Annotated in this window: 22 protein-coding genes; 18 read left to right on the top strand and 4 right to left on the bottom strand. The window is 41.5% G+C overall.

Translation table 11 applies throughout. The annotated features are described in order from the left end of the window. The first annotated feature begins 11 nt into the window (after positions 1–11). From EHS13_RS30905 to EHS13_RS30870, 8 genes are all read left to right on the top strand, one after another. Entirely contained in the window at positions 12–863 is an 852-nt protein-coding gene (locus EHS13_RS30905) for an NAD-dependent epimerase/dehydratase family protein (RefSeq protein ID WP_155704060.1), read from the top strand. A 100-nt stretch (positions 864–963) separates the two neighbouring features. Next, positions 964–1,548 (top strand): hypothetical protein, encoded by a 585-nt coding sequence (locus tag EHS13_RS30900; protein ID WP_155704059.1) that lies wholly within the window; start codon positions 964–966, stop codon positions 1,546–1,548. 549 nt (positions 1,549–2,097) lie between these two features. Beyond that, positions 2,098–2,490 carry a GntR family transcriptional regulator gene (locus EHS13_RS30895; protein ID WP_155704058.1) on the top strand — a complete coding sequence of 131 codons (393 nt, stop codon included), beginning with the start codon at positions 2,098–2,100 and terminating at the stop codon, positions 2,488–2,490. Then, on the top strand, positions 2,487–3,176 hold the full coding sequence (locus EHS13_RS30890; RefSeq protein WP_155704057.1) for an ATP-binding cassette domain-containing protein: 690 nt from the start codon (positions 2,487–2,489) through the stop codon (positions 3,174–3,176). Before EHS13_RS30895 ends, EHS13_RS30890 begins: the two co-directional genes overlap by 4 nt. Then, a complete protein-coding gene (locus EHS13_RS30885; protein WP_155704056.1) occupies positions 3,173–4,018 on the top strand; it encodes a hypothetical protein in 846 nt (281 codons plus the stop codon). The genes EHS13_RS30890 and EHS13_RS30885 overlap by 4 nt, the downstream gene beginning before the upstream one ends. Before the next feature lie 51 nt (positions 4,019–4,069). Then, positions 4,070–5,254, top strand: a complete 1,185-nt coding sequence (locus EHS13_RS30880) for a hypothetical protein (RefSeq protein WP_155704055.1) — start codon at positions 4,070–4,072, stop codon at positions 5,252–5,254. Between the two features lie 21 nt (positions 5,255–5,275). Further along, entirely contained in the window at positions 5,276–5,839 is a 564-nt protein-coding gene (locus EHS13_RS30875) for a hypothetical protein (RefSeq protein ID WP_155704054.1), read from the top strand. Positions 5,840–6,038: 199 nt separating this feature from the next. Beyond that, positions 6,039–6,623, top strand: coding sequence for a Uma2 family endonuclease (locus EHS13_RS30870; RefSeq protein WP_155704053.1), 585 nt, complete (start codon positions 6,039–6,041; stop codon positions 6,621–6,623). Positions 6,624–6,628: 5 nt separating this feature from the next. On the opposite strand, the gene EHS13_RS30865 is transcribed toward EHS13_RS30870, so the two are convergent. Beyond that, positions 6,629–7,492, bottom strand: a complete 864-nt coding sequence (locus EHS13_RS30865) for an AraC family transcriptional regulator (RefSeq protein ID WP_155704052.1) — start codon at positions 7,490–7,492, stop codon at positions 6,629–6,631. A 174-nt stretch (positions 7,493–7,666) separates the two neighbouring features. Between EHS13_RS30865 and EHS13_RS30860 the strand changes: the two genes are divergently transcribed. The 6 genes from EHS13_RS30860 (at position 7,667) to EHS13_RS30835 (ending at position 14,721) form a co-directional block, all read left to right on the top strand. Further along, positions 7,667–8,863, top strand: coding sequence for a hypothetical protein (locus EHS13_RS30860; protein WP_155704051.1), 1,197 nt, complete (start codon positions 7,667–7,669; stop codon positions 8,861–8,863). A 26-nt stretch (positions 8,864–8,889) separates the two neighbouring features. Then, positions 8,890–9,834 carry a sugar phosphate isomerase/epimerase family protein gene (locus EHS13_RS30855; RefSeq protein ID WP_155704050.1) on the top strand — a complete coding sequence of 315 codons (945 nt, stop codon included), beginning with the start codon at positions 8,890–8,892 and terminating at the stop codon, positions 9,832–9,834. Between the two features lie 102 nt (positions 9,835–9,936). Further along, positions 9,937–10,629, top strand: a complete 693-nt coding sequence (locus EHS13_RS30850; protein WP_155704049.1) for a Crp/Fnr family transcriptional regulator — start codon at positions 9,937–9,939, stop codon at positions 10,627–10,629. Between the two features lie 146 nt (positions 10,630–10,775). Beyond that, positions 10,776–12,326, top strand: coding sequence for a copper amine oxidase N-terminal domain-containing protein (locus EHS13_RS30845; RefSeq protein ID WP_155704048.1), 1,551 nt, complete (start codon positions 10,776–10,778; stop codon positions 12,324–12,326). Between the two features lie 219 nt (positions 12,327–12,545). After that, positions 12,546–13,100: an RNA polymerase sigma factor gene (locus tag EHS13_RS30840; RefSeq protein WP_162463331.1), complete on the top strand. Its 555-nt coding sequence runs from the start codon at positions 12,546–12,548 to the stop codon at positions 13,098–13,100. After that, positions 13,060–14,721 (top strand): DUF4179 domain-containing protein, encoded by a 1,662-nt coding sequence (locus EHS13_RS30835; RefSeq protein ID WP_162463330.1) that lies wholly within the window; start codon positions 13,060–13,062, stop codon positions 14,719–14,721. Before EHS13_RS30840 ends, EHS13_RS30835 begins: the two co-directional genes overlap by 41 nt. A gap of 152 nt (positions 14,722–14,873) precedes the next feature. Here EHS13_RS30835 and EHS13_RS30830 read toward each other — a convergent pair whose 3' ends face one another. From EHS13_RS30830 to EHS13_RS30820, 3 genes are all read right to left on the bottom strand, one after another. Further along, positions 14,874–15,749: an ankyrin repeat domain-containing protein gene (locus tag EHS13_RS30830; RefSeq protein WP_155704045.1), complete on the bottom strand. Its 876-nt coding sequence runs from the start codon at positions 15,747–15,749 to the stop codon at positions 14,874–14,876. Positions 15,750–16,230: 481 nt separating this feature from the next. After that, entirely contained in the window at positions 16,231–18,468 is a 2,238-nt protein-coding gene (locus EHS13_RS30825) for an MMPL family transporter (RefSeq protein ID WP_155704044.1), read from the bottom strand. A gap of 25 nt (positions 18,469–18,493) precedes the next feature. Next, on the bottom strand, positions 18,494–19,375 hold the full coding sequence (locus EHS13_RS30820) for a TetR/AcrR family transcriptional regulator (RefSeq protein WP_162463329.1): 882 nt from the start codon (positions 19,373–19,375) through the stop codon (positions 18,494–18,496). 242 nt (positions 19,376–19,617) lie between these two features. Here EHS13_RS30820 and EHS13_RS30815 point away from each other — a divergent pair, with 242 nt between their 5' ends. The 4 genes from EHS13_RS30815 (at position 19,618) to EHS13_RS30800 (ending at position 23,652) form a co-directional block, all read left to right on the top strand. Then, the gene (locus EHS13_RS30815; protein ID WP_155704042.1) at positions 19,618–20,610 is read left to right on the top strand and encodes a DUF3231 family protein; all 993 of its coding nucleotides are present in this window, start codon (positions 19,618–19,620) and stop codon (positions 20,608–20,610) included. An 86-nt stretch (positions 20,611–20,696) separates the two neighbouring features. After that, a complete protein-coding gene (locus EHS13_RS30810; RefSeq protein ID WP_155704041.1) occupies positions 20,697–21,143 on the top strand; it encodes a MerR family transcriptional regulator in 447 nt (148 codons plus the stop codon). Positions 21,144–21,148: 5 nt separating this feature from the next. Further along, positions 21,149–22,621 carry an MFS transporter gene (locus tag EHS13_RS30805; RefSeq protein ID WP_155704040.1) on the top strand — a complete coding sequence of 491 codons (1,473 nt, stop codon included), beginning with the start codon at positions 21,149–21,151 and terminating at the stop codon, positions 22,619–22,621. A gap of 17 nt (positions 22,622–22,638) precedes the next feature. Then, positions 22,639–23,652 carry an LLM class flavin-dependent oxidoreductase gene (locus EHS13_RS30800; RefSeq protein WP_155704039.1) on the top strand — a complete coding sequence of 338 codons (1,014 nt, stop codon included), beginning with the start codon at positions 22,639–22,641 and terminating at the stop codon, positions 23,650–23,652. The last annotated feature ends 43 nt before the right edge of the window (positions 23,653–23,695 follow it).

Here is a 23,695-nt window from a genome sequence, read left to right as displayed (position 1 = left end):
AGACTTATTGAATGAAGAGCATTGCAGTTACTGGAGCAAGCGGGAAGCTAGGCAGTTGGGTAGTTAATGAATTATTGGAGTATGGGTATAGAGTGATTGCGCTAGATCAAACTAGATCAAATAAATTAAAATGTGAGCAAAGGATCATCGATTTAACCAAGCTTGGGGAGGTTATTGGCGGGTTGAAAGGAGTAGATGCCGTCATTCATTTGGCAGCGATTCCGGCACCTGTGATGTTTCCGCATGAGGTTATTTTTAACAACAATGTGATGGCTACCTATAATGTTCTAGAAGCCGTTTCTATTCTAAAGATACCGAAGGTTGTAATAGGATCGAGTGAGTCGGCTTATGGATTTTGCTGGGCTCCTCAACCGTTTTCTCCTTTATATTTGCCTGTTGATGAAGAGCATCCATTACTACCACAGGAGTGTTATGGATTATCGAAAGAAATCAATGAGCGTACAGGAGCGATGTTTAATCGTAGAGCAGGCACACAGGTTATTGCAATGCGATTCTCGCTTATTCTAACCATAGAAGAATATGCAGCTATGCAGGAGAGAATTAGTAAACCGGAGAATTTTAAACGGATCCTTTGGAGCTATATTGATATTAGAGATGCAGCCGCAGCTTGCCGGATTGGGATAGAAGCCGATGACTGTAATTATGTTAGCCTCAATGTTACAGCCAACGATACTTTAAGCGATTGGGAAACGAATCGGTTGCTTGCGGAATTCTATTCAGACGTGACTGATCTGCGATGCAGCTTTATAGGGCGTGAAGCGGTAGTGAGCAACGAGCTTACTAGTCGAATATTGAATTGGCGTCCGCGGTATTCATGGAAGGAAAGTTTGACGGTATCTTAGTAGCGAAGCTGGTTCCTGAGTTTTTGGGAATCAGTTTTTTTGTGGGAATAATTAGCAACATTTCCATGCGGTCTGCGTCTTAGAAGATGAGGTGATTAAGTTGAGGAAATTTCCAATAGTGGGGCTTTTATTACTTGTTCTATTGGGCGGATGTTTGGGTAACGGGAATCAAGCCGAAACCATTAAGAACGTCGATGAATTTAATAGCTTGCAAAAGGTTGCTGAGGTGAAACAAGGTGATTTTATTTATCGTTTGATCTCGGATAAAGAAGAGTATAAGGGAAATGAACCCGTAAAGCTATACGCGACTATAGAGTACATCGGAGAGCGGAAGGAAATTACGCTTTTTCATGGATTTACGCCTCTTGGCTTTCAGCTTCTCGAGAAAACACGGAATTATAAGATTGACCAAGCTATGCCTGCCATCTTAAAAAGTGCCGTCTATAAAAAAGGCGTGCCTGTTCGTACTGACTACACGAAAAGTGGAGGTTATGGTGAGACGGACACTAAAGCTTATACTAACTTTATTAAAGAGCTTTGGAGTGATGGCTTACCTACTGGTTACTATGTAGTAGATGGAAGCGCCCAATTTTATACAGAATCTCCTGTAGGTGCGGAACCGGATAAAAACCAAATTATGATTAATGCTCAAATTGATTTTAAAGTGGTGCGTTTAGTAGGATGATCTAGTCACTGCATGAATGTGAATGTGAATGTGAATATCGGGCTGAATTCCATGTAAATCATAGAAACAAATCTGAATCCATTTATGAGCAGGAGAAATTCCATGTAGATCATCTGAGTGGGTAGGAATTATGATCACTTTAAAATGATTTTCTCAACTACCTGCAAATATACAGTTACATTGGATAAAATCAGCCTATTAGTGTGATCTACCTGCAAATATACAGTAAGAATTCCATGGAAATCCTCAAAACGCCAGTTTTCAAGCTATTTTAGAGAAACAAACTGTATTATTGCAGGTAAACACCTAGTTTTGAGTAATTTTGTGTAATCTAACTGTATTATTGCAGGTTGGTTTAGAGCGGAAGAAGAGATTAAACGGTTTGAGATATATATAACTTACCTTGGGCAACCGATCCATTCATTCGGTTGCCTTTTCCCATAAGAAATAAATCCTAATATTGACAACTATGGTGTATTAAACGTATAGTACATCTATGGTGTATTAAGTGCTTAATACATAGATGGGATAGGAACAGGGGATGGGCGGATGAATGTTAAGTTTAACAATCGGGATCCAGTTTATCTGCAGGTCGTTCGGCATTTTAAAGAAGAGATTGCCACGGGTAAGCTGGCAGCGGGTCAGGAGATTCCATCTCGTCGGGAGCTAGCGGGTTTGTTTGAGATCAATCCTAATACGGCACAAAGGGCATATAAGGAAATGGAATCTCAGAGTTTGATTACAACAGAAGGCAATTCACCAAGCCGAATTACCAAAGATGAGGGGGTTCTTAAGTTGATTCGATCGGAGCTGCTGCAAGAAGCAGTTGGCGTATTCGTCGGTTCTGTGATGAAAATTACGGAATCAATGGATGAGCTGCTGCAGCTGGTTAAAGAGAAATATGAATCAGAACGGGCTAAACCGCAGGAGGATGTCTTATGATTGAACTGAATCGGATCAGTAAAAAATATGGGAATAAGCGAGTCTTATCTGAAGTCTCATTCGCAGCGGAGAAGAGCCAAATTACATGTCTAATTGGTTTAAATGGCGTAGGTAAATCCACCATTCTTAAAGCGATCATGGGACTAACGCCAATAAATAGCGGGAATATCCTGATCGACGGACAACCGATTAATCATCTAATTTATGAGAAGGTTGCTTTCATATCAGATACACTTACGATGCCTTCATCGTTAAAGGTAAGAGAGACGATAAGCTTTATGAAAGATTTCTATGTGAATTGGAACGGGGATCGTGCCCGAGAGCTTTTAGCTTTCTTCAAGCTTAATGAACAAGATCGGATCGGAGATTTATCTAAAGGAAGTGCTGCCAAATTAAATTTATTGCTCGGATTATCGCTAAATGCCGATTATGTGCTAATGGATGAGCCTTTTTCTGGGATTGATTTGTTCAGTAGAGAGCAAATTGCCAAGGTATTTACTAGTGATTTGATGGATGAGCGCGGTGTAATTATTACTACTCATGAAATTCAAGACGTCGAGCATTTAATTGATAAGGTGATACTGCTGGATCAAGGTGCTGTTCTGAAAGAATTCAATACAGAGGATATGCGCTTGCAGGAAGGTAAATCTGTAGTAGACGTAATGAGAGAGGTGTATCAAGCATGAATCGCTTTTGGAAGCTTCTCAATTGGGAGCTTAGCCGCTTTGGCAAGCTTTACGCTGTATTATTACTCGTGATCTTAGTTCTGCAGTTCACTGGAGTTTTGTTATATTCCTTTGGAATAATGAGCAAGTTTAATGCCCAAATGGATGGAAATTTTTTATCGCTTAGCCAGTATTTGCAGAAAAATGGGGTCACTAATTTAGAACAGTATACAAGCTATACAAGCTATAGCTTATGGTTTGCTGCACCCATTGCTTTGGGGGCGGTAACACTTATTCTGTACGTTCTTTTAATTTGGTATAAAGAGTGGTTTGGCAAGAACACATTTGTCTATCGCCTCCTCATGCTGCCTACCTCAAGAATGAATATATATTTAGCAAAGCTCAGTGCGATTGTTTTATTCGTGCTAGGTCTTGTGGCTTTTCAGCTAATCATTCTTTATCTACAAATGCTCACTTTTAATGCCATTATTAATCAAGAGTTAAGACAATACATATCGATGGCAGAGCTGATTTCCCGAAATAGAATGCTGAGTGTATTTTACCCTTGGCATTTCATACAATTTTTATTTTATTATGGTCTGGGCATTACAGCCGTTATTGTTGTTTTCACCTTAATTATGCTAGAACGCAGCTTTCGAATCAAAGGTATTGTGGCTGCTGTCGGGTACGGAGCAACGATGATTTTCTTGATTCTAGCGCCAGTGGTGTTCAGGGATCATTGGGGCAGGGATTACTTCTATCCTAATGAAATATTCTTCACAGTTGTAGTAGTGATGGTGTTAATTTCTAGCGGATCGTTATGGTTCAGTTCATTTTTGCTAAATAAAAAGATTAGTGTATAGGATTATGCTTACGAAGCCAGTTTTACAAGTAAAACTCTTAGGGGGGAGAATATGAAGCGTTATTGGAAAATAGTCGTGCTAGTTCCATTTATTCTATTATGTATCGGGACTTATTATATAAATTCTACTCGTATCAATTACCCAGATTATTATCTCAAGCTTCATGCTGGGGATGAGAAGGAAGCAGCCGGGGTAACCCTGGAAGCTAATCAATCACTAACGATCAGTACTCTAGGAAGCAAGTATGGAAGTAATAGTTCTTATTGGAGTCAACTAACTTCACGTTATGCCAAAATCCCAGAGATCGAAAATTTGAAAAAGCAGTACCGTCAATTCATGCGGGGCAAGAATGATTCAGGTGCTTTTTATGACGATGATAAAGTCTTGTGTTATGTGGAAACCGACTCCGAAACTAGGGATAGTTACAATTTTAAGATTTCAGTCTATGATAAGAAACAGAAGCGCAATGAATACTTTAAGATTGGAATACCAAGAAATGAGTATAAATCCATTAGGGTGGTTGATGTTCAAATTGTTGGGCGAACCTTAAACCTCATTACCAATAACGCGACTATAATCACGAATGTAGCTCATTCTGAGTTCCATCACTATAAAATTGATTTGGATAAGAAAAATATAGCGTCAGAACAAAATATTGCAAGCAGTGACATTTCTAAAACAGATGATCCAGTTGAAATGGGCATCTATTACGAGTCAAAAACGGCGACCAAGCCTAATCGGTTTACGGTGTTTAGTATTAATCATACGAAGCAACAAGTAGAACGTAAGGTCGCTTCTGGCACTATTGTAAGCAATCGTCAAGAGTTGGCTTACTACGATATGCAGAGCGGCAAGCTGATACCCATTGAGGTGAAGGCAATTAATGATTTGTCGGAGATGAGCATTTCCTATTCCCAGAGTAAGCTAATGCTGACTTCTCAAACAGATTCGAATGAAGTTAGAGTCATTCTTTATAGTTTAGCTGATGATAAAATTGAAATTGATACGACAATTGACACTAATGGTTCTCTGAACAAAAATGAAAGAATTAACTTCGTGGTGAATGCCAAAGATCGTTTGTACATGACGGGAAATATGGTGCATGGTACTGAAAATAATTTTACTGTATTAATTGCGGATATGAAGACTGGCCACATTCTTTACGAAGGTTATGTAGCACGGAAGGACAATATGCCAACCAGAAACATGATATTTGAGGGCTTTAATATTCAGTAAGAATAGAAGGGGAAATGCGCCATGGTCAGAAAATATTCTATTCTACTACAGCTAATTGTTCTGATTGTATGTTCCATTATTGGGATGCTGACCGTACCTACTATTAGCTATGCTTGTTCATGTGCAGAAACAGGCTCAACTCAGGCTGAGCTGCAAAAGCAAACAGCTGTTTTTAGTGGGAAGGTAACAGCAGTTAGCAAGCCGTTCAAAGTATTGAATCAGACTGATGAAGAATCTGTAAAAGTAGCTTTTGAGGTTTATCGAGTATGGAAAGGGGAGATAGGGAAGAAGGTAGCTATCTCCACGGGAGTATATAGTGCAAGCTGTGGATTTACTTTTGAGAAAAATCAGGAATATTTAGTTTTTGCTAATGGTGATATTTCCAACTTGGAAGCTAGCTTGTGCAGCAAAACACAAGCCTTTCTAACCGCAGGGAAAGATATAGATGGTTTAGGTACAGCGATATTAAGCCCCATTGATGACCCCGTTAAAAGAAGTACGATGTATTACACGTTTGCTGTAGGTTCGTTAGCACTTGTTATACTCAGTTTTATAGTGGTTATGCGGAGGAGATTGCGCAGCTGATTTGATATACATCTAGAATTATAGCTGTATTTAAGTTAAACTGGACTCAGCGGAAGCACCGCCAAACGTATTTTTACGTATTGGCGGTGCTTTTTTGCGTTAAGAGAAGGAGGGGGACTACTGCGCTTTCTAGCAAGATGGGATATAATAAACAAAAGAAGATGAGTGGATCGAGAGTTTAGTAGGGAGGGAATTAAAAGTGAATTATGATGATAAACCACAAAATCCATTACTAATCAAAGAATCAGGCTGGACTCTTGAGGATTATTACAAGCTGCCTGAGGATGGGAATCAGTATGAGATTATTGATGGAGTACTGGAGCTCAAGCCATCGCCAACGACCACGCATCAGCGGATTAGTCAGCAAATCTTTGAGTTGCTAAGGGATTCTTGCAAGAATGAATATATTATTCTACTAGCACCTGTAGATGTTATTCTCTCAGAAAGCGAAACGCGACAGCCGGATTTGTTGATGGTCCATCGTTCACGTGAATCAATTGTTGAAGTACATGCTGTAGTTGGGCCACCGGACTTGGTCGTAGAGGTACTATCACCTTCTAGTGTGAAACGTGACAGGGTAATGAAGCTGCGCAGCTACGCGCATTTTGGTGTTTCAGAATACTGGATTGTTGATCCGTTACATGTCACTATAGAGCAATATGTTTTGAGGAATCTAGGTGAGCCTTATGAGCTGGTAGAGGTTTATAGCGCAGATGAAATTGTGGTCTCTCAGCATCTGCCTTGTGTTGGTTTTAAAGTGAAGGATGCGCTAACCATTCGGTAACATATTCATATTGAATTGCGATTTAGCTGTTTTTTACGAAATGTGCTTGGTGACTCGCCCGTTACTTTTTTGAACATCATGCTGAAATAGTTTGCATTCTCATAGCCCACTTGTTGGGCTATTTCTTGTACCGTTTGCTGGGTATTCAACAAGAGCTTTTGAGCTTCACCTACGCGTCTTTGAATCAAGTAATTAATCGGTGTATTGCCTGTTTCTTCTTTAAAAATGTGCGAGAGATAATAAGGGCTGATATATAGCCGGTTGGCTATTTCGTTTAAGGGAATATCCTTCGTGTAGTTTTTATCAATATATTCTTTGATTTTATAGCCTAATGAATCAATAGAAACCGCTTGTTTTGGCGGGGTTTGAGTGTTGGTAATCCGAATGACAGAAATGATCAATGAAACCAGGTTGTTCTGGCAAACGGTCTCGAAGCCTAGGACTTGGGATTTAAGCTCTTCAAAAATAGCCGAGATGTAGCTTTCAACCTGATGGCTATAAGCTCCCGCATGAATGACGGGCTCGAGATGGTTAGGGACAAGAGTTCCGGGTTCCACCCCTTCAATTGCCAAATTACCGATACCACAGAAATAGGTTTTGAGCGGATGCTCGGGATTGGATTGTTCCTCATGCAGGATACCCTGGTTATAGATCAGAATATCGCCTTTTGTAGCTGTGAAGGATTGATTGCCAATCGTAAATAAACCCTCTCCCTCGCTAATGTAAATAATTTCACATAAATCATCATGCTTATGACTAGGGAAAACCCAAGTCGGCTGCTCATTGATTTGTCCAGCATAAAGCAATATAGGAAGCGAATCGTTAGCAAAAATAGCTTGCTCGGATTGCTTTAAAGGGATTTGTACCATGGTAGATGTCCTCCAGCAGTTAGTCTTTTCTCATTATAACAAAGGAGTAGCTTAAACAGAAAGACAAGATAGCTGAGATACTGCACAAGATATCGAATTCTTTATAATGCGCTTTCAACTTATACTGAGTTTAGGCGAGTTGCTCGCTTTACTATTTGGGAGGATGGAGTTTATATGCCATTAACAGCTAAGATTCAGGAAACCTTTGATAAAGGTGGAGGCATTTTTCGATTGGCTCCTGTGTTTGTTCCACGTCGGTTTGCGCAAGCAGGAAAACGGCTGAGATTGCATCCGGATGATTATTATGCACTTGGCACCAAACGGGGCTCAATTAAAGAAAGATGGTTTTCATCCGTGATTTCCGCAATGAACGGACCTTTAGCGCCAGCGGATGAGGGAATGAGTTATGTGGCTGCTAATATCGACGGGACGGATAAATTTCTGCTTCGCGATGCGATTGCCTCATTAGGCGCTGCTGTTATCGGTCAAGAGCTATACGACCAATATGGCACGTGGCCGATGTACTCGAAGTTTTTTGATTTTGAAACGCCGTTATTTCACCATCTTCATTTGAATGACGCGGCTGCTGGTCTTGTCGGTCGAATAGGCAAGCCTGAAGCGTATTATTTTCCGCCTCAGCTGAACAATCACCCGGGTTTATTCCCTGTAACTTATTTTGGGTATGATCCTGATGTTACCATGGATCAGGTCAAGGAACGCTTGCTGCAATTTGAATCAGGCGACAATCGGATAACGGAGCTTTCACGTGCTTATCGAATTGAGCTGGGTACTGGCTGGTATACGCCGCCAGGGGTTGTCCATGCTCCAGGCTCCTATTTAACTTATGAGCCCCAGTGGAACAGCGATGTGAATTCTGTACATGAGAATATCGTTTCAAGTGAAGTTTACCCATACGAATTCCTAACGGAAAACTGTCCCGAGGAAAGTAAACTCGATATTGATTATATTCTAAGTTTAATGGATTGGGAGAAAAACGTCGATCCGCATTATAAAAAGCATTACTTCCGCCCGCCTATCAAGTGTGAGCATTCGGATGAACAGCATATTGAAAAGTGGATTACTTATGGAAATGAATATTTTGGCGCTAAGGAGTTAACGATTTTGCCTGGGCAGACTGTACTTGTTAAAGACCCTGTTGCCTATGGAACGATATTGATTCAAGGGCATGGCACTTTTGGTGTTCATGATGCTGAAGCTGCCTCGATGCTGCGTTTTGGCCAGATGAGCGGAGATGAATTCTTCGTTAGTGAAGCGACTGCAAAGGATGGAGTTACGATAACCAATCGCAGCCATTGGGAGCCTATGGTTTTCTTGAAGCATTTTGGACCCAACTATCCCCAAATGCCTTAAACTCATATTATAAGGAGTGAATGAAGATGTTATTACAAAATTTCGAGCTAAAAAATGCTAAGATTAAAGCAGATTTCTTAAATATTAAGCAAAACCAGCCAGAAAAGCTGCAGCAGCGTTTGAATTTTTCCTGGAGCAATTGGGGTTTTGGAATGGAATCCTTGAAGGAAACGGCTGTGCGACTGGAACAAGCTGATATCCATTATATTGAGCTGCACGGTAATCATTATGGTCCGAATTTAGGCTATAAAGTAAAAGAGACCTTAGACATTCTTGGACAACATCAGATTAAAGTGGGCGGTACTTGCGGCATGTTCTCTGCGGATAACGATCTATCGAGTAATCGAGCGGTGCATCGCCAAGCAGCTATTGATTATATTAAACGTGAGCTTGAATTTACAGCAGCGGTTGGCGGAACGTATTTGCTAGTTGTACCAGGGGCTGTCGGTCGGCCTAAAGCTTATGACCAAATGGAATTTGACCGCAGTGTAGAAACCCTGCAGATTGTCGCGGATTTGTTTGTGCAATACAAGATTAAAGCGGCTATCGAGCCGATTCGTTCAGCAGAAGCCAGCTTTATCCATACCATTGCCGAAGCACAGGAATATATTAAAGCTGTTGGCCATCCTGGGGTGCAGCATATTAATGCTGATGTCTACCATATGCAAGTGGAAGAATCGCATATTGGTGAGGCATTGATCGCAGCAGGAGATCAGCTGGTCAATCTGCATATGGCAGATAGCAATCGTGGGGCACTTGGTGACGGTTCGCTTGATTTAGATACCATTATTATGGCGTTGTATGTATTAGGCTTTAACCGGGAAGGCAGATATTTTACACCTGAGCCGCTAGGACCTGGCGGTGATCCTTATCCAGCGATGTACGGCAAACCGGATAGACGATCACTGGAGCGTATGGTACAGCAATCTGTGACTTATTTCCGTGAGCGGGAAGCGGCTTTACTGATGTAAAGTGGTTGTATTGTTTATAAATGTCAACTTTCGTAGTATAATGACCTAGATTATGTGAAATTTATCTATGAAGTTCATTATAGAAAGAGTTGATTGATCAATATGAGTGCTTTTGCTAAATTAGTTGGGAAATTTCCACTCTTTGAGGGCTTTGATCAAGAAGAGTTGGACGCAATTTCCAGTCTGCTTATTGAAAAACGCTATCCTCGCGGCAGCTTATTATTCACAGAAGGTGCGCTCGGAGATGAGTGCTACATTATTAAAACAGGAACCGTAAAGATTTATCGGATAGATGACACTAAAGAAGTTACTTTAGCCTTATTGCGTGAGGGTGATTATCTAGGTGAAATGGCGATGATGAGGAAAGGCTTAACCCGTTCAGCTACAGCTGAGGTCATGGAAGCAAGCGCGATTTATTCATTGAAAGGCTCCGATTTTGTAAGCTTCCTCGAGGAAAAGCCTAAAATGTGCTTGAAGCTGCTAGAAGGAACAATGGAACGTCTGCGCCGAGCGAATGAACAAATCTATGATTTAACATTCTTGAATTTAAGGGCACGCATTCTTAAAGCGATCATTCGACTAGCGGATGAGCATGGCATCCAAACAGATGAAGGTATGCGTATCCCGATTAAATTATCGCACCAGGAGCTGGCAAATATCACCGGAGCGACTCGTTTTGCTGTCTCAAAGATAATGGTTGAGCTTAAAAACGAGCAAATCATCGACATCACTAATCAAATGTTTACCATTCTTCAGTTAGATCAAATGCGCAAAATGTATGCTATAACTATATAATAGATTGCTAGACTGGCACCTGCTTATTGGGAGCCAGTTTTTTTTTTTTTTTTTGATTATATATAAAGCTAGTTCTAAACTTCATTTCTTTTACATAGAATATAGGTAGTTTATATATATTATTTGGTAAAAGGAGCGAGTGGTTAATGGGGAAATCCAGAAGGAGATTGCTGGTTTTGATAGTCAGTTTAATTATGTTGTTTACGTTTGTAGTACCCGCAATGGCTGCTGATGAGAATTACAGAACGGTTGGTGTTACAGTCGATGGGGTGAAATTAGATGCGACGGCGTACATAGTTGATGGCAGAACAGTGGTCCCTTTGCGAGCGATTTTCGAGAAATTGAATGCTGCACTATTATGGGATAGCAAGGATCGTTCGATCACGGCTACTCGTAATGGAGTTACGATTTGGTTAGCCATTGACAACACCAAAGCCCAAATAGGAGATAAAGCTACGGTTCTGGACGTTCCTCCTTTATTAATTGATAGCAAGACCTATGTGCCATTGCGTTTTGTATCGGAGGCTTTAGGTGCAGAAGTCACCTTTGATAATGTAAAATTCATTGCGAGTGTAAAATCTTCAAAAAGCTGTTCTTTACAAGGCGGGCAAACCCATTCTGGCTATATAACACCGGGTGGAGAAACCTGGGGTGTTTGCGGAAGTCCACATTTTGTAAAAGGCGCGTTCGAGGTTAGTGGAGCGGACAGTCCTGTATTGACCATTGAAGCTGGTGCAACAATTCGTTTTGAAGCCGGTGCGCATATTTATGTTGGTTCTGAGAGTAATGGAGGCTTAGTTATTAAAGGTACTCTAGATTTACCGGTGTTGCTAACAGCAGATTCAACCAGCCCTTTTGCTGGTATATGGGGAGGAATTAGTTTTCTGTCCCATACGATTAGAGGTGAAGCGATTATTGAAGGAACCAAGATTGAATATGGGACATCTCCAATTACAGTTGGCTATACAGATGATGCTGTTGAAGTGACAGTAAAGGACACGACCATTACTAACAGCTCGAATAGTGGGATTATCCTATTAGGCAATAGCCGTCTTTCTGCGGATAGTGGTAATTTGACGATTAGTGGAACAAAGGTAGATTCTGACGGTATGGGCGGCTATCCAATTGTTACAAGTGGACGGGGATCTGGGAGTATTCCTGCTGGAACGTATTCAGGCAACGTTTTTGATTATATTAATGTTTTTAATCCCGGAAGTGTAGGCCAGGATATCATAACCAATACCACATGGCATAATGTAGGCGTACCTTATCGTGTAAGCTTAGATGTTTATATTGATAGTCCAGCTTATCCGATCCTTAGCCTTGAACCAGGTGTGCAGGTTTATTTTGGACGAAATGTTAGCTTGAGCGTAAATCAAGGTGGTATAAAGGCAGAAGGTACAACAGATTTACCGATTACTTTCTCATCTAGGGATTCATTTGCTGGATCGTGGAACGGCATAAGACTGTCAGTTAATGCTAAGCCTGCGTATTCTATATTTACTAATAGTCTAATTGAATATGCTACATTTGGAATTGCCTTTGAATCCGATCTAGGCCCAGTTATTACAAACTCGACCTTTCAGCACAATAAAGCAATGGGCATTTACCTGCCATTTATAGAGGGTGGATCGAATTATGTTACTACAGGCGGGAATGTTTTTAACGATAACCCGATAAATCAGAATACAGATTAATCGATCTAACTTAAATAACTTATTATGAAAAATAGAGCGCATGCTGGCAACAGCTTGAGGCTCTATTTTTTTCTCTCAAAATGAACTGTACATATTTTAGTGAAGCTTGTTATGATGCTAATTAGAACTAGTTTTTACTGTTTTTGGCAGTTTGGAATGAGAATGAACCTTTTAGCTGTCGGGGTTGTTTATAGGTTGTACGAGGAAAGGTGGTGGGATATGAACGAAAAGGATTTGTTTGAGAACTATAAAAAGGAAGTATATAAAACCTGTTATTTTATGTTACATAATAAAGCAGATGCTGAGGATGTTTGCCAAGAAGTATTTATTAGTGTATTTCAACATGATTGGAAACGAGTGGAGCATCTCAAAACGTGGCTGATGCGTGTTACGGTAAACCGTTGTTTAAATCATTTGAAAAAAGTCAGCCGCATTAAAGAAAAGGAAGTTAGATTACAGCTTCAGCCGTTTAAACCTGTAGAAAAAGCTACCGAGCTTGTTGTTGAAGAGCGAGAGGCTGCTAAAGCTTGTGTTCAGTTATTAAGTCAGTTGCCTCTAAAAATGAGAGCAGTGGTTTCCTTGCGATTTATGAATGAGTTAAGCTTGAATGAAATTGCTGATATTCTGAGGATTCCATTAGGGACAGTGAAGTCGCGCCTGAATAAAGGCCTGAAGCATATGAAGATTATTGTGGATATAGATGAAAAAAATCAAGGAAAGGACGGTGATAGGTATGGACAAGGTGGAGGAAACATTTACTCAGTTTCAAAATGACGAGGTACAGCTGGATTATCCGGATTTTGATGCTATGTGGGGGAGGATAGAGGCCAGCTTGCCAGAACCAAACAAGAAATTGATAAAGGTGCCAGCTTCTGCTCCGAAATGGAGATGGCTGCAGCATAGAAAAGTTGCGGTTATATCTTCGTTAGCGCTTTTATTGGTGGCGGCTCCGGTGCTTGCGACGGTAACCAATAAATGGGATAGTTTGTTTAATTATCGCAGCGGAATTCAGACTGCCTTGTTGAGTGGATTAGGCCAGAACATTGATCAATTCGTAATTAATGATGGTGTTAGATTAACATTAAAAACAGCGATAGTTGATGATAATCGAACAGTAATTATTTATACGATCAGCTCAGCAATAAAAGCAGCCGACTACTTGAAGTTTTCAACTATGGAAATTAAAGATAGTCATGGGAGAGTCATCGAAGGTATGCAAAGCCAGACATGGGATGAGGCTAGCCAAACGTGGAACGGCTACTTTGAAACGGATTGGTCGCCGGACACGCAGCTTTCAGATGTGCAGTTTACAGCTAAAAATTTGCAATCCTTTTCTGGTGTGAAGCGGGATATCGAGTTTAATCCACTTAGCGAAAAAACGAATCTGTTTACGATCAAGCAGGATGGGATTAATGAGGTTAAGGTGGAGTCTTTTGTCCAAGGCGATCAAATCATGCTCTCTTCAGCGGTTACCTACTCACAAAAGGATGTTAAAGATTGGACATACCCGAGCATTGGTGTTTATAAAGATAATGTGAATGTAAGAGGTGTAGGGACCGATGTAGCTGGAACGCCAGGTGAGCAGGGGGAGGTTATGAGGAAGCAGTCTTTTAAGTTAGCGGATCTTGAACAAGCTGATCTTCAATATAAGCTGCTTTACACTCGTGAGGAACAAAGCATTAATAAAGTGTGGGCCTACAATCTGCATCTGGATAAAACTGTAATGCTTAGCGGTACAATTAAACGCACGATGAACGTTCCTTTAGTAGCTTCAGGTGCGCGGCTCGATGTGGAGCAAATGACCATTACACCTACTCAAATAAAAATTAAGGCTAGACATGTGGAGAGCGATAGATTTCACGATAGATTTCCTTATGTGAACTATGCTTTGGATGTAGATGGGAAGGTGTTAAACGGCGGGGAGTACACATTTGGCAAATATGATCCGGAATTTTCTTATTACCGTTTTGAAATTCCAGTTGGCTTGAAGCTTACGAAACAGTCGTCGATATTTTTTGTAGCTAAGTATGAAAGCCGAGCTTTTCGAGATGCCAAAGAACCTATACTACTTAAAGACATTAGTGAAGAAGAGAAATCGCTGACTACACTAGTTGGTGGATACACTGTAAAATGGACCTACTATAAACGTGATGGTAATCTTTATGTGCAGAGTGAATGTGAGGATCCAAGCTTTGGCGGAGTTAATCAGACTTACATGGGAAAAGGCGCGGATGGGATGAGTGGCAAGCAAGTAAGTCCGCATTTTAGTGGGGATGGAGTCAATACAGGGCTAGATGTTTATAAAAACTATGCAGGTACTGATGCGGAAATATATATTTTCTGGTATTACGTTGAGAATCCTAATAAGGAAATAAGAGTTGAATTGAAGGAGTAGTTGGAAGTGAGTGGTTAGTTGCAGGGATAGAGGGAAGAGAAAGGCATCCTAAGGTGGTAATTAATCTGCCAGAGGATGGCTTTTTTTTGCGCGAGGCTGCGCTTAATCTGGCAGCGGAGCGGGATCTGAGGATTTAAAGCGTCGCTGCCGCGCTAAATCGAGCGGAGCAGCTCGATCATACTTGGTAACTCCAAGTGCTCTGCCCAGCCGAGGGCAGTTGAGCCATATATGCGATCGGCTATCTCCATATTGGCTCCATGACTTATGAGGAATCGAACCATCTCTCCATTTCCTCTGGCTACTGCTCGGTGAAGAGGTGTAGCTTGACCATCGAAGCCAGATGGCTGAGCATTAATGTCAGCGCCACAATCTAGAAGATATTTTACTCCTTCTATATTCCCAGCTATTACTGCATAAGTAAGTGCCTGCTCAATAAGCTCATCAGACTGTCCGGCAGCCAAGACAGCAGCATTTATTGGTGGAGTATGCTTTCCAGCACCCTGAAGCAACACACGATTAGTATCTAAGAAGGCTGAAAGTAAATCTATCCGACCAAGTCCTGCAGCAAATTCGAGATTAATTGTTGCTCCTCGTTTGACTAAAGTTTCTGCAACCTGTGGAAACCCATACCACAATGCTTGTGCCAGAGGACGCAGGTCATCGTTCAGTCCATTCACAGCTGCACCTGCATCGATGAGTAAGTTAACGAGGTTGGAGTCATCATTACTGGCTGCCCATTGTAAGCCGGATTCTCCATGAACCGAATTTATTGCACGTGCATGAACATCTGCACCTGAGGCAATCAAAGCTGAACCCGTTTCAATGGCTCGCGGATAATGGCCAGGAAAATCACATAGATGATGTAGCAGCGTACGACCTTGTAACGAGCTAACTGTAGCTAATTCAGGCTGTTCTTGCAGCAAACGTTCGAGAGTTTCCACATCACCTGTTTTTACCGAGCGAACTGCAATCGGGAATGTGGAGGAAAACCTCGCGTCTCTCGATGAATCATCAACTATTCGTTCCATTGGATCATCTACCTTCCATTTGCATTTACTTTGAATATATAAGATTGGTGACTTACTGACAACTAGACAACCACAAAGTGCGCTAACAGGTACACCTAATTTTCTTATACTAACTGGAAAACCTCCTGCTAATATAGCATAAACGCAGTCTTATCAGCAGTTAACTGGAAAATATCCCTTTAAAATAACTTTTTTTACGAATATATCGATTTACTAAAACATTATCAGGAGCAATTCCATTTAAATGATCAGAATAGCCATTCTTCAAGTAATTAACAGTATGTTTTCCAGTTATTGATTCTAGGCAGAGGGAATTCTTAAACGGAAAAGTTGTATATGAATCAGTTAAATTTGAAGCTGAAAAAACGTCCAAAACTATTTGGAAGAATCAAAATCTTAAGCCAAAAAGCCGCCCCAGTCCCAGTTGCAGCGATATGAACTGCAAAGCTAGGGTTAGAGCGGCTTTTAGGTGCTTGTTATTTTAACGACGTTTGCGTTTAGGCAGCGGGCTAGCAGGTGCATTTAAAGCTTGAGCTTGAGCAGCAACCGGTGTTGTATCAGACAAATGTTTAAGCAAGGATTGACCTTCAATATCAATGTTAGGCAGAATCCGATCAAACCATTTCGGGATATACCAAGCGGAACGGCCGAGAAGGATCATAACTGCTGGGACAAGAGTCATACGGACGACGAATGCATCGACCAGGACACCAAAGGTTAAGGCTACACCCATTGCTTTTGTAATCGGATCTTCGGTAAAAATAAAGCTGGAGAATACAGCCGCCATGATTAGACCAGCAGCAGTTACTACACGACCACTGTGTCCAATTCCCATAATGACGGATTCACGCGCTTTCCCCGTATGGATATAATCCTCGCGCATCCGGCTAACTAAGAACACTTCATAATCCATAGCTAAACCAAACAATACACCGGTAACAAGTACAGGGAGAAAGCTTAGAATTGGCGCAGATTGCGACATGCCGAGTACCTTAAGAAAGTGGCCATCTTGGAAAATAAATACCACTACACCCAATGAGGAAGCAAGACTTAGCAAAAACCCAATCACGGATTTAAGCGGAACAAGCAAGGACCGGAAAACTAGGGCCAAGAGTATCAAGGCTAAACCAACTACTACTAAAGCAAATACAGGCAAGGCCGAATTCAATTTAGCAGATACATCAATATTGACCGCAGTAGCTCCAGTAATATAAAGGTCTACTTCTTGAGCCTTCTGTAAGGCGTCCATATCATTACGAATATAATGGACTAAATCGACAGTTTCCAAAGTGTTGGGACCTGTTTTGGGAATGACGCTGATCAGTGCGATTTTATTCGTTTGGTTCCAGTTGGGCTGTGCTACAAAGGCAACATTCGGCAGAGCAGATAATTCTTTCATTACGGCTTGCGCGGCTTCCGTGGGAGCTTTTTTGCCAACTACATCGATAACGACGACCAAAGGTCCATTAAATCCAGGACCAAAGCCTTTTGATAGCAATTCATAGCCTTTTCGTTCTGTTGTTTCTTCAGGCTTGGCTCCGTTATCAGGCAAACCTAATCTCATATGGAGTGCAGGGAGACTGACAGTAACCAGTGTGATAACAACGATTAGGATAATAATTACCGGATGCCTTGAGACAAAACGTCCCCAACGAAGTGAGACGGTTTTTTGGTTAGCAGCAGTAGGTGGCTTGCGAAACAAGCGTGAATACTTAGCTGGACTGATACGACTTCCTGCCATACCTAGCACAGCTGGAATTAAATTGATTGCGATTAAAACGGCGATTAGAACGGTGAATGAAGCGGCTAATCCCATAATGGAGAGGAATGGCACACCGGTTATTGATAAGCCTGCAAGGGCAACAATGACTGTTAAGCCTGCGAATACGACTGCACTACCCGCAGTACCAACAGCTCGGCCAACGGACTCTTCTAATTCCAAGCCTTCAGCAAGCTGTTGGCGATGACGCGAGACAATGAAAAGCGCATAATCAATTCCAACTGCCAAACCTAGCATGATAGCAAGAATGGTAGCGGTCGATGTCATCGGAACGAAGCGGGAGACGAATAAGACACCCATAATCCCAATTCCAACGCCTACAATGGCTGTAAGAATAGGAAGACCAGCTGCTAGCAAGGAAGCGAACGTAAAAGCAAGAATGGCATAAGCGACGAATACGCCAATGACCTCTGGAACAGGGCTGGTTTCAAAATCTGTGAGTTGAACAGATCCGCCAAACTCCGTTTGTACGCCTGCATCACGAGATATTTTGGCGCTTTCGACGATATGCTCTTTGGACTCTCTAGATACCTTTTGTGTCTCGGCTTTATAAATGATATCAGCGAAGCCGATCGTTTTGTCTTGATTTATCGTTTTAAGATTATAGGGATCGAGAATAGCGACAACCTCTGTATCCTTCTTGGCTTGTTCGAGGGTAGCTGTGATTGTTTTCTTAACATCTTCCGAGTCCAAGGTTTTGCCGGCAGGGGCAGCAAAAATCATTCGAACATTACCGCCATTGGCTCCTGGAAATTCTTTGTTGAGCAAATCGATCGCTACTTGAGCTTTTGTTCCTGGAATCGAGAATTCACTGCTTGTTGCACCTTTGAAGGATAACCCAACGACAACAGTTGCTAAGAGAACAAGGATCCAACCGATAACAACTAAACGACGCTTGCGATAAGACCATTTTCCGAAACGATAGAGATATTTAGCCATAAACGACTCCTTCTTTTTTCTAAAATTATTGGTTTAAAGCATAATGCTCTAAATTGTTCAGGTTGATCAGGATTTCTGCGAGGCCTAAGCTCTTGAGATGGCTGATCATTGCTGTGGTGATAATGGGGTCTATCTGATCTTTTGTTATTTCATGGTCTAGGACGGTTAGGTAAGACAATGAGGCTGTCTTTATCTTAGTTTCTAGCTTGGATTGTTTAATATAAACACGGATGGACTGTACAGCTTTCAGGCTATCTTCATAGGAAAAGCTGGTGTCTGGCGAACAGGGATTTGCATTATTCTCGGATTGTTCCTTATTGAGTATGGGCTTCTGTTGCTTCCGAATCATTCCATCAACCAAGTCATCCAAACGATCCATAAAAAACCTAGTTAACTCTGTGGATTCTAGCTGAACCCGATCCATGTATGTGAAGTGTTTGACAACAGCTTGAATAATAATCGCCGCATCGAATACATAGGGCTTCGCATCATCTCCATAAATTGCCAATATACTTTGGCAGTACCATTGAAAATCGGCTTTGTGCATGTCGTTCAAAAAAGCCTTCATTTGGTCATTGACCATTAAATCCGTTTCATTCTTTAAAGTAGCGATAAAATCACTATATTCCAGTGTGACTTGCAGCATGTGCTGAAATTGAGCGGCTAGTCTTTCTCGAGGTGTGAGATTTATGTCATTAGCTACTGAAAGAACCCCGCTCATCATTCGATCGTATTCATGCTTAATCGCCACAAAGAGTAAATCTTCCTTCGATTTAAAATAACTATAAACCGAGCCTTTTGCTATACCGGCTGTATCGACAATTTCTTGAATTGAAGTGGCATGAAACCCTTTTTGAGCAAAGCATTTAATCGCTGCACTAATAATCAGCTGTTTTTTATCCTTCAAGGCACACATTCCTTTCTTATATTATTTTAAAAAATGACCAGTCATTCTAGTTGATGGAGTAAATATAGCGTATTATAAAAATTATTGCAAATTAATGACCGTTGGTTCATTTTTGTGGTAAATGCTTCCCACGATCGATGATAGGTGAGAAACTATAGAGCCAGAAACTGGCGTTATTTTCCTCATACATAATTACTAATATTTATACAAATGATAACTGAAACAAGTGAAAGGGGTTTATCATGAAATTTCAGTTAAATGCTTCTGAGATGACTAATTTATGGACTACCTATATTAGCAATTCAGCTTCTGTAATCATTTTGCGTTCATTTCTACACTACGTGGAAGACTCTGATATAAAGACGTTTCTCGAACAAGGGCTGCAAAACGCCGTGAAGTCTGTTTCAGGTTCCAAGCTTTTTTTGGATCGAATCCATTATCCCCTCACCGAGAGTTTTGGTGAAGCTGATTTAAATTTAGCTGCACCTCGTTTGTATACGGATAAGTTTTGCTTATTCAGCATTAGACGTTTGTCCGAATACGGAATGATTGTAATTGGTATTGCCTTGAATACTTCCTTGGATAAAGAAGTGAGGCAATTTTACTCTAATCTGCTTACATTGAATATTGCTTTATATAATCAAGCCAGTGATCTTAGTCTGATTAAAGGGATCGAATTCTCACCTCCGCATATTCCAACTCCAGAGCAGGTCGAGTATTTAAACAAGAAAACGGCCTATAAAGGTTTCTTAGGTCATCCACGGACAATCAATGGACTAGAAATTAAAGAGATTGTCTTTAGTCTAGTAGGAATGATACATGCTGAAACTATACTGCTGGGGTTTAGTCAGGTTACTAAATCCAAAGATATTCTTAAGCATCTCTTAAGAGGTAAAGAAGCAGCATCTAAACAAATTGGGGTGCTGCAAACTATATTGAAGGATGATGACTTGCCAACATTTCCAACTATTGAGGATGAGGTAACTCAAGCAACAGAAGCTCCATTTTCAGAAAAACTTATGATGTTCCTGACTATTTCTCTGTCACAGCTTACACTTGCCAGATATGGGATTGCGGTTAGTCAATGTGGAAGATCGGATATCATTGTTGATTTAACTCGACTTATGGCAGAAACAGCAGATTACTTAAAGGATGGATCGGACCTCATGTTGGAAAAAGGCTGGTTGGAGCAGCCGCCAATGGCAAGCAATCGGGATGCTTTAGTTAGTAAATGATTTTTTTTTGGATTAAAGTTAACGTTGACGTTAACGACAGTTTATTCTAAACTAGAAATTAGAGATTGCTTACGAGGAGTGATTCTATGGTCTGGTTAAAAATCGATGAGGTGGCGAACCGAACAGGCTTGACGAAGCGAACGATTAGGTACTATGAGGAGCTTGGGATCTTAGCTCCGCCTGAACGCAGCGAAGGCAGAGTTCGTTTATATACGGATGCACATATTGAACGCCTGCAGAAAATTGTCAATGCTAAGGATGTCCTAGGCTGTTCTTTACAAGAGCTTCAGCTGTTTAACTCAATTGGGTCGACGCTTGATGCTCAACGTCAGGATTATAAGCTTCACTATAAAGACTCCGCAGATATCGCCGAAAGAAAAAGCAGGCTGCTGGAAATGGATCTAAATGCAAGTAAACAGCTCGAGCTGATTGCCCTAAAAATAGATAAAATTCACGAGCTTCGCACTGATTTGGAGGATTTACGAATTCGGATTCGCGAAGGCATTGCCAAATTAGATGATGAAAGGAAGTAATTCTAATGAATAGTACGTCCGTTTCGAATCAAGCCAAATGGTGGATTCTCTCGGTGACGAGTCTCGGTACGTTATTATCTGCATTGAACTTCAGTACTTTAATTATCGCGTTGCCCGATTTAATTACTGGCTTGCATACAACAGTCCTTCAGGCTATGTGGGTTATGCTATCCTATATGGTTGCTCAAACAATTTTCGTCCTAATTGCAGGCAGCTTGGCAGATCGATTTGGACGGAAGCGTCTCTTTATATGGGGGATGATCTTATTCACAATTGTTTCCTTAGCATCCGGCTTTGCAGCTAATTCGACCATTTTGATTATCATGCGAGTGCTGCAGGGGATCGGTGGTGCAATGGTTATGGCGAACAGTACGGCTATTGTGGCAGATGCTTTCCCTAGCAAGCAATTGGGTCAGGCATTAGGAGTTAATATTATGGTTGCTGCAGTTGGGCAAATAATTGGGCCTGTATTGGGCGGTTGGCTTACGACGGCATATGGCTGGGAGTGGACCTTCTGGTTTAATGTTCCTTTTGGTTTAGTCGCTGTGATTTGGGGGATTCGGATCATGGGCTTCACAGATGTCAAAGTATCCACGTTGAAAAAACGCTTCGATGTATGGGGCATGGTTACTTATATGATCTCTATCTTTGGGTTGCTGCTAGCTCTGACCTGGGGACCCTTGCAAAGCTGGAGCTCCCCTGTAGTATGGATCTCTGCTATTGCCTTTATTCTTGGATTCCCACTTTTTCTCCGTATTGAAAAGAAGCATAGCAACCCTCTGCTGCACATTCCATTGTTCTTCAATCGGATTTTCACACTTGGCGTTGTATCTGCAACTTTAAATGCGATTGCTCGCATGTCTGTGATGTTCATGCTGATTTTTTATTTTCAGGGGGCACTTTCTTATGATGCTTTAGATGCGGGTATCCTAACTATACCGTTAGCGATAGGGATGTTCGTCTTCTCGCCATTATCGGGTTGGATGGGCGATAAATATGGTGAAACCCTGCCAGCTACGCTTGGTTTGGGAGTTACTCTTATTGGCTTAATTGGGTTGGCGCTGGATACAAGCTTATCTACACCCTATTGGCAATTAGCGCTTTGGATGAGCTTGGTGGGGATTGGAGCAGGCTTGTTTAATTCGCCGAATTCAAGCAGTGTTATGAATGCTGCAGGTGTTAAATTTCGTGGTGAAGCATCCGGCATCCGTTCGTTGACAGTCAACATGGGCATGATGTTAAGCATTGCTTTCACGATGCCATTGATTACACATAGTATGCCGCGTGAAGCCATGCTGGCGATTTTCTCGGGTACAAAGGTAGGTCTTGATGATGCAGGTTCAACCTTGCATAGCTTTATTACGGGGTTGCACGTCGTATTCTGGGTGATGTCAGCCTTGCTTGTTGTGGCGACGATCCTCTCGTTTATGCGAGCTGGAAACAAGAAAGCTGAAGCTGCAACACATATTACAAATTAAAAAGATGAGGTGTTCAGATGCTAAAATTAAGTGCTTTGGATCATTCACAAATCTGTGAAGGTCGAACAGCTGGAGATACATTGCTTGAAACAACGCGACTTGCTCAAGAAACTGATAAATTTGGCTACACCCGTTTTTGGGTAAGCGAGCATCATTCTTCTACGGCGCTTGCCCATTCAAGTCCCGAGGTTTTAATCGCACATATAGCTGCAATGACTAAGCGCATTCGAGTTGGCTCGGGTGGCATAATGGCTACCCATTATAGTGCTTATAAGATCGCTGAGAATTTTCGTTTGCTCGAAGCTTTGCATCCAGGCAGAATTGACTTAGGTATAGGCCGCGCACCAGGTGGAACACCCTTATCATCCAGAGCGCTGCAAGAAGGCAAATATAATACGGGAGATCAGACTCCTCAGCAGGTGTCCGACTTAACCCATTATTTCCATGATAATCTCCCTGCGGATCATCGCTTTGCCGGTTTGCAGGTTTCGCCGGTTATTCCAACAGTACCTGAAATTTGGATGCTAGGCTCTAGTCAAGGCAGTGATCGAATTGCTGCCCAGCATGGGACGGCATTTGCTTACGCTCAGTTTTTCGGAGTTCCACAAAGCGATCAATCGATAGCTAGCTATAAACAGAACTTTAAGCCTTCGATCTTGAATAAAAAGCCTCATGCTCTGGCGGCGGTATTGGTGATTTGTGCAGAAACCGAGGAAGAGGCCAATCGTTTAGCGATGAGCAGTAATTTATTCTATCTGAAACTGGAGCAAGGCAGATTACTCGATACCTTTCCTTCTGTACAAACAGCTGAGGATTACCGCTATACCCCTAATGATCTTGAAAATATTGCAGCAAAAAGCCACCGTAGAGTAATCGGCACACCAGCGCAGGTAAAAGCAAAGCTGCTTGCGATGAGCGAGCAATATGGAATTGATGAAATTATGGTCGTTAGTCCGATTCATAATTTTGCCGATCGGGTACGTTCCTATCGATTACTGGGAGAAGTATTCGAGCTTGATAAACAGCATTAATCCTATCCATTTATATATAGAGCCCAGCTCCAATCGAATCCTT

It is taken from the genome of Paenibacillus psychroresistens, from assembly GCF_009728935.1.
Lineage (GTDB): Bacteria > Bacillota > Bacilli > Paenibacillales > NBRC-103111 > Paenibacillus_AC > Paenibacillus_AC psychroresistens.
This window is presented reverse-complemented; position numbering and strand designations above follow the sequence as displayed.